The organism is Streptomyces sp. NPDC006265, assembly GCF_040613555.1.
In the GTDB taxonomy this organism is placed as follows: Bacteria; Actinomycetota; Actinomycetes; order Streptomycetales; family Streptomycetaceae; genus Streptomyces.
Genome location: NZ_JBEXSH010000670.1, coordinates 1 through 5,135, shown reverse-complemented (window position 1 = coordinate 5,135; position 5,135 = coordinate 1). Strand labels below are relative to the sequence as shown.

General features: G+C 71.9%; 5 protein-coding genes and 2 pseudogenes. 4 read left to right on the top strand and 3 right to left on the bottom strand.

Going from position 1 to position 5,135, the window contains the following annotated elements; translation table 11 throughout:
* Window positions 1-233, top strand: a pseudogene (locus ABZ281_RS37040) (hypothetical protein); the annotation flags it as partial.
* Window positions 230-739 carry an O-acetyl-ADP-ribose deacetylase gene (locus ABZ281_RS37035; protein ID WP_356662428.1) on the top strand — a complete coding sequence of 170 codons (510 nt, stop codon included), beginning with the start codon at window positions 230-232 and terminating at the stop codon, window positions 737-739. The pseudogene ABZ281_RS37040 and the gene ABZ281_RS37035, both read left to right, overlap by 4 nt.
* A gap of 18 nt (window positions 740-757) precedes the next feature.
* Here ABZ281_RS37035 and ABZ281_RS37030 read toward each other — a convergent pair whose 3' ends face one another.
* The 3 genes from ABZ281_RS37030 to ABZ281_RS37020 form a co-directional block, all read right to left on the bottom strand.
* On the bottom strand, window positions 758-1,591 hold the full coding sequence (locus tag ABZ281_RS37030) for a class II glutamine amidotransferase (RefSeq protein WP_356662427.1): 834 nt from the start codon (window positions 1,589-1,591) through the stop codon (window positions 758-760).
* A 331-nt stretch (window positions 1,592-1,922) separates the two neighbouring features.
* Entirely contained in the window at window positions 1,923-3,329 is a 1,407-nt protein-coding gene (locus ABZ281_RS37025) for a DUF2252 domain-containing protein (protein WP_356662426.1), read from the bottom strand.
* 3 nt (window positions 3,330-3,332) lie between these two features.
* The gene (locus ABZ281_RS37020; RefSeq protein ID WP_356662425.1) at window positions 3,333-3,830 is read right to left on the bottom strand and encodes an ion channel; all 498 of its coding nucleotides are present in this window, start codon (window positions 3,828-3,830) and stop codon (window positions 3,333-3,335) included.
* A gap of 256 nt (window positions 3,831-4,086) precedes the next feature.
* On the opposite strand from ABZ281_RS37020, the pseudogene ABZ281_RS37015 reads away from it, so the two are divergent.
* Together ABZ281_RS37015 and ABZ281_RS37010 are read left to right on the top strand one after the other, a co-directional pair.
* Window positions 4,087-4,593 (top strand): annotated as a pseudogene (locus ABZ281_RS37015) (SHOCT domain-containing protein).
* A complete protein-coding gene (locus ABZ281_RS37010; protein ID WP_356662424.1) occupies window positions 4,590-5,009 on the top strand; it encodes a hypothetical protein in 420 nt (139 codons plus the stop codon). Before ABZ281_RS37015 ends, ABZ281_RS37010 begins: the two are co-directional and overlap by 4 nt.
* Window positions 5,010-5,135 lie beyond the last annotated feature (126 nt).

The window sequence follows — 5,135 nt, the reverse complement described above, 5'->3', positions numbered from 1 at the left end:
GCCCGCCCGAACTCGCCGCCCGCAACGCCAACTACGTCGGCGGGGACATCGGCTCCGGCGCCGCCTCCGGTCTCCAGCTGCTGCTGCGCCCCAGGGCCACCCTGTTCCCCTACAGCACCCCGCACCCGGCCGTTTTCATCTGCTCGTCGGCGACCCCGCCGGGCCCCGGAGTGCACGGCATGTCGGGGCACAACGCGGCGAAGGCCGTCTGGAAGCGACTGAGGCGGACATGACCGCCATCGAACTCGTCAAGGGCGACATCACCCGCGAGAGCGTCGACGCGATCGTCAACGCGGCCAACTCCTCACTGCTGGGCGGGGGAGGAGTCGACGGGGCGATCCACCGCCGTGGCGGCCCGGCGATCCTGGAGGACTGCCGCCGGCTCCGCGCGGCGCACCTCGGCAAGGGCCTGCCCACGGGCCGGGCGGTCGCCACCACCGCGGGCGACCTGGACGCCCGCTGGGTCGTCCACACCGTCGGCCCGGTGTTCAGCGCGACCGAGGACCGCTCCGGCCTCCTCGCGTCCTGCTACCGCGAGTCGCTCCGTGTCGCCGGCGAACTCGGCGCCCGCACGGTCGCGTTCCCCGCGATCTCCACCGGCGTCTACGGCTGGCCGATGGACGACGGCGCCCGCATCGCCGTCGAGACCGTACGGGCGGCGGACACCACGGTCGAGGAGGTCAGATTCGTCCTCTTCGACGAACGGGCCTACGAGGCTTTCGCCGCGCACCTGCGCTGAGCCACGGCACGGCAGGGCTCACACGGGCTCCGGCTCGAAGTGCTGCAGCAGCTCCCGGCCGGGCTGGACGACCCCGAAGGTGCTCTCCGGCACGGCGTTCCACACCCCGGGGAGATCGCCCAGCGGCTCCGACACGACCAGCCGCGTCTCGTCGGAGACGTGGTTCAGGAACCCCAGGTCGGGGTGGAGGGCCCGCACGTCCTCCACCCGGCTGCTGTAGTACAGCGACCGTGACTTCCCCGCGCTGGAGTAGCGGAAGAACCACACCCGCTCCCCGTCGGTGACCGCCAGGGTCATCTGCAGTGGCTGCGGCACCCCGTGCTCGCGGCCGAGGCGCTCGATGAGCCCCGTCATCCGGGCCACCGCACCCGGCGGATCGCCGTCCAGCCCGAAGGTGAGCGCCACGTGGAACATCACTTCCGAGTCCGTCGTGCCCTCCATCGACGGGAACAGCCCCGGTTCCACGGTCAGCATGAGATCCCGGCGCAGTTCGCGGAACCCGTCGATCGCCCCGTTGTGCATCCACATCCACCGCCCGTGGCGGAACGGATGGCAGTTCGTCTGCTGCACGGCCGAGCCGGTGGAGGCGCGCACATGCGCGAAGAACAGCGGCGAGCGGACGTGGTCGGCGATCTCCCTCAGGTTGCGGTTGCTCCAGGCCGGGCCGGTGTCGCGGATGACGGCGGGAGTGCGCAGGTGCCACGCGTACCAGCCGACGCCGAAGCCGTCGCCGTTGGTGGTCTCGACCCCCATCCGGGCGTGCAGGCTCTGGTCGATCAGCGAGTGCTCCGGGCGGTAGAGGACGTCGTCGAGGATCACGGGAGTGCCTGAGTAGGCGAGCCAGCGGCACATGGCCGATACCCCTGTTCCGAGCCGCCCGGGCCGGGCCGCGCGGCTCCGTAGGTGGTGTGCGTGAACTCCAGGGAACCCCCCGTCGCGCCCGGTACGCATCGCCCGCAGCGGGTGGTTACGGGCCGGGGCCGGGCGTGCGCGGGTGGATGAGCGCCGAGATCCGGAGCGGAACGGGCGTCGCTCGTGGTGGAACGGACGGCAGACGACGGGACGCGTCTCCTGCGGGCGCCGCGCGCCGCCGGCGAGGGGGTGACGGCTGCCCTGCGGAGGCGCCCCGCGCGGACCGGCGGCTGACGCCGATCCGCCTCGCCGGTCCCGAAGACCCGGGCGATCACCTCGTCGCCGCGTTGATCCGGCCCGAGCGGGCCGCCGCGCCCAGCGCCTCGAAGTCCCGCTCGTTCTGGTCGGCGTACGCCTGGGCGAACACGGTGAGCGCCCGGTCGAAGCGGTCGCCGCCACCCAGGTAGGCCGCGATGGCGACGGGATCGCCGGAGCGGGCGTGGGCCCGCGCCAGGCTCGCCCCGCACAGCCGCCCGAACAGCCGGAGCAGGCCGGGGTCCATGGTCTCCGGCCGGGCGATGCCCTTCCAGTCCCGCAGCTGCCGTACGTAGAAGTCCCGCTCGCGCCCGTCGAGGCCCACCGCGTGCGTCCAGCCCAGCAGGATGTCGCTGGTCGTCTGGATCAGCCGCTGCCCCGCCACCACACGCCGGCCCTGGTTGTCGTAGCGGTCGCCGCCGGAATGGGCGGCGAGCACCGACTCCTGTGCCTCCTTGGCCTGGAGCAGCAGCGGATCGTCGTCGTCCCGGCCGAGCAGCAGCACGATCCAGCAGCGGGTGCCGACACTGCCGACTCCCACCACCTTGCGGGCGATGTCCACCAGGCGGTAGCGGCGCAGCAGGTGCCGCCGCTCGGACGACAGGGTCCGGGCGTAGCCCTCCAGGACGGCGCGCAGCTCCTTCTCGCGGCCGTGCGCCGAGTCGTCCACCAGGTCCCGCAGCGGGGTGATCAGCGGCGGGTCCGGCGTGATCCGCCGCCCCTCGGCCGTGTCCCGGGTGAGCTTCGCGTAGGCCTGCATGTGGGTGCGGGTCCGGGCGCTCGCCGTGGCCTTCTCGGTGCGGCGCCGGGCCTCCTTGGACATCGACGCGGCCATCAGCTCCCGCATGTGGTCGGCGTCGTCCTGGGCGTACCAGATGTCCAGGGTGCGCATTCCGGCGAAGTCCCGCATCCGCCGCCGGTAGGCCCGGACGCACGTCTGCACCGCGCTGTTCTGCTCCGCCGCCGAGAAGCCGTTGGCGCGGCCCGCGATGGCGAAGCTCGCCGCGAGCCGTTTGACGTCCCACTCGAACGGCCCGGCCAGCGTCTCGTCGAAGTCGTTGATGTCGAAGACCAGATGGCGCTCCGGCGAGGCCAGCAGCCGGAAGTTCAGCAGATGGGCGTCCCCGCACAGCTGCACCCGCAGCCCGGTGTCCGAGTGGGCCCCGAGGTCCTCCGCCATGATCGCCGCCGCGCCCCGGTAGAAGCGGAACGGGGACTCGAGCATGCGGCCGTAGCGGATCGGCACCAACTCCGGTATGCGGGTGGCGGACTGGCGCTCCACCACCTCGACGGGATCGAACCGGTCGGGCCCGGCCTCGAACCCGGCGTGGGACGACCGCGGCACCCGCCGCCGCGCGTCCCGCCCCGCGGTCGCCCGCTCGGCCGGTGACATGAACGTCGTGAAGGGGCTCGGTACGGTCATGGCTCAGCGCTCCGGCCGCGAGGGGAAGTCGTCCGAGGGCTCCCGGCCCTGCCGGCGCAGCCCCGCCTGCACCGCGCCGGCGAGGATCCGTGCCGCCACGCCCACCAGCAGCAGTCCCCCCATCATCTGGATCATCGCCAGCATCCGCCCCGTCTGAGAGCGGGCGACGATGTCCCCGTAACCGACGGTGGCGAAGGTCGTGAGCGTGAAGTACAGGGAGTCCGTCTTGCTCAACGGCTCGCTGAACGAGCCGGGGGTGGTGTGCTCCACCAGGAAGTAGGCGCCCGCGAAGAGCACCAGGAACAGCGTCAGCGTGGTGCCCAGGGCCTCGACGGCCTTCAGCCGGGGGTAGGGCGAGGTCACGATGGCCCGCACCTCCCACCAGAAGACCCCGACCACCAGCAGCAGCCCGCAGGCCAGGAGCGCGGAATCGCCCGAAGAGCCGCGCCCGTCCAGGGGCATCACGTAGTAGACCGTGACGAGCCCGATCGTGATGAGCACGGCGCGTATCAGGGCCGATATCGCCGCACGCCGCCGATAGTGCTGTCGGGGGGAAACCTCCGCTGGTTCTTCCATCGCCCGCCTCTCGGTCTCGGCCCCGGCACCGGGGCACCTCACAAGGCCTGCCCTACCACCTCAGCGTCCGGTCGCCTCGCACGGATCACCCGCCACGGGTGAGGCAGCCCGGCTCCGGTCCCGTGCAGGCTGGTGTCGACGGGGACGACCGTCGGGCGTGCACCCGGGAGGGAGGACCGACATGAGCGCGCAGAACTGCCTGGCGTACGATCGCTCCGCTGCTGAGCGCCTTCTGGTCGATGCTGTGGTTCCTTCTCTGGATCATGTGGTTCGTCCTGCTCTTCCGGGTGGCCCTCGACATCTTCCGCGACGATTCCCTGAGCGGAGGGGCAAGACCGGCCGGCTGGTCTTCTGCGTCCTGCTGCCCTTCCTGGGTGTGTTCGTCTGCGTCCTCGCCCGCGGCCGGAACATGGGCCCCCGGGAGACGGACCGGGCCCGTGCGCAGCAGCAGGCCTTCGACGGCTACGTCAGGGAGACCGCCCGGCGCGGCGAGGACCCGCCCAGCAGCGTCGACGAGCTCGCCGGGCTGTCCGAGATCCGTACCCGCGGCGACATCATGGACGAGGAGTCCCGCAGGGCGAAGGAGCTGGTGCTCAGCGGCTCCGGAGCAGCGGGCGCCTCGGCCCCCGATACCCCACCTCCGGTCGCTGACCGCGCCGGACGCAGCAGAATCGAGGCAGCAGGATGACCGCTACACACCCGACGCACGGAACGCCGAGGGCGAGGCACGGAGCCGCCGCCGCGGGTTTGATGATCTTCGCGGCCGTCATGCTCATGATCGCCGGGATCTTGGGGATCATGCGCGGCATCTCGGCCATCGCGGAGGATCAGGTCTTCGTCTCGACGCCCAACTACGTCTTCTCCTTCAACCTCACAGGCTGGGGCTGGATCCACCTCGCCCTGGGCGTGGTCGCCGTGCTCGTCAGCGTGGGGCTGTTCCAGGCATCCACCTGGGCGCGCGTCCTCGGTGTGGGGATCGCCGGGCTCGTCCTCATCGCCAACTTCCTCTCCCTGCCCGCCTACCCGGTCTGGTCCGTCGTGATGATCGCGTTGACCGCGTTCATCATCTGGGCCCTGTGCACCGTGAAGAAGAGCGACATCTGAGAGCAGGCCCGGGGCTGGCCCGCCCGCCCCGTGGGGGCCGGGCGGTGCCCCGCCCGGGGCACCCCCCGCAGGGCGGCGGGAAAGCGAGGGGGGTGGGAACAGGGGTGAAGATGTGGGTGTTATAGA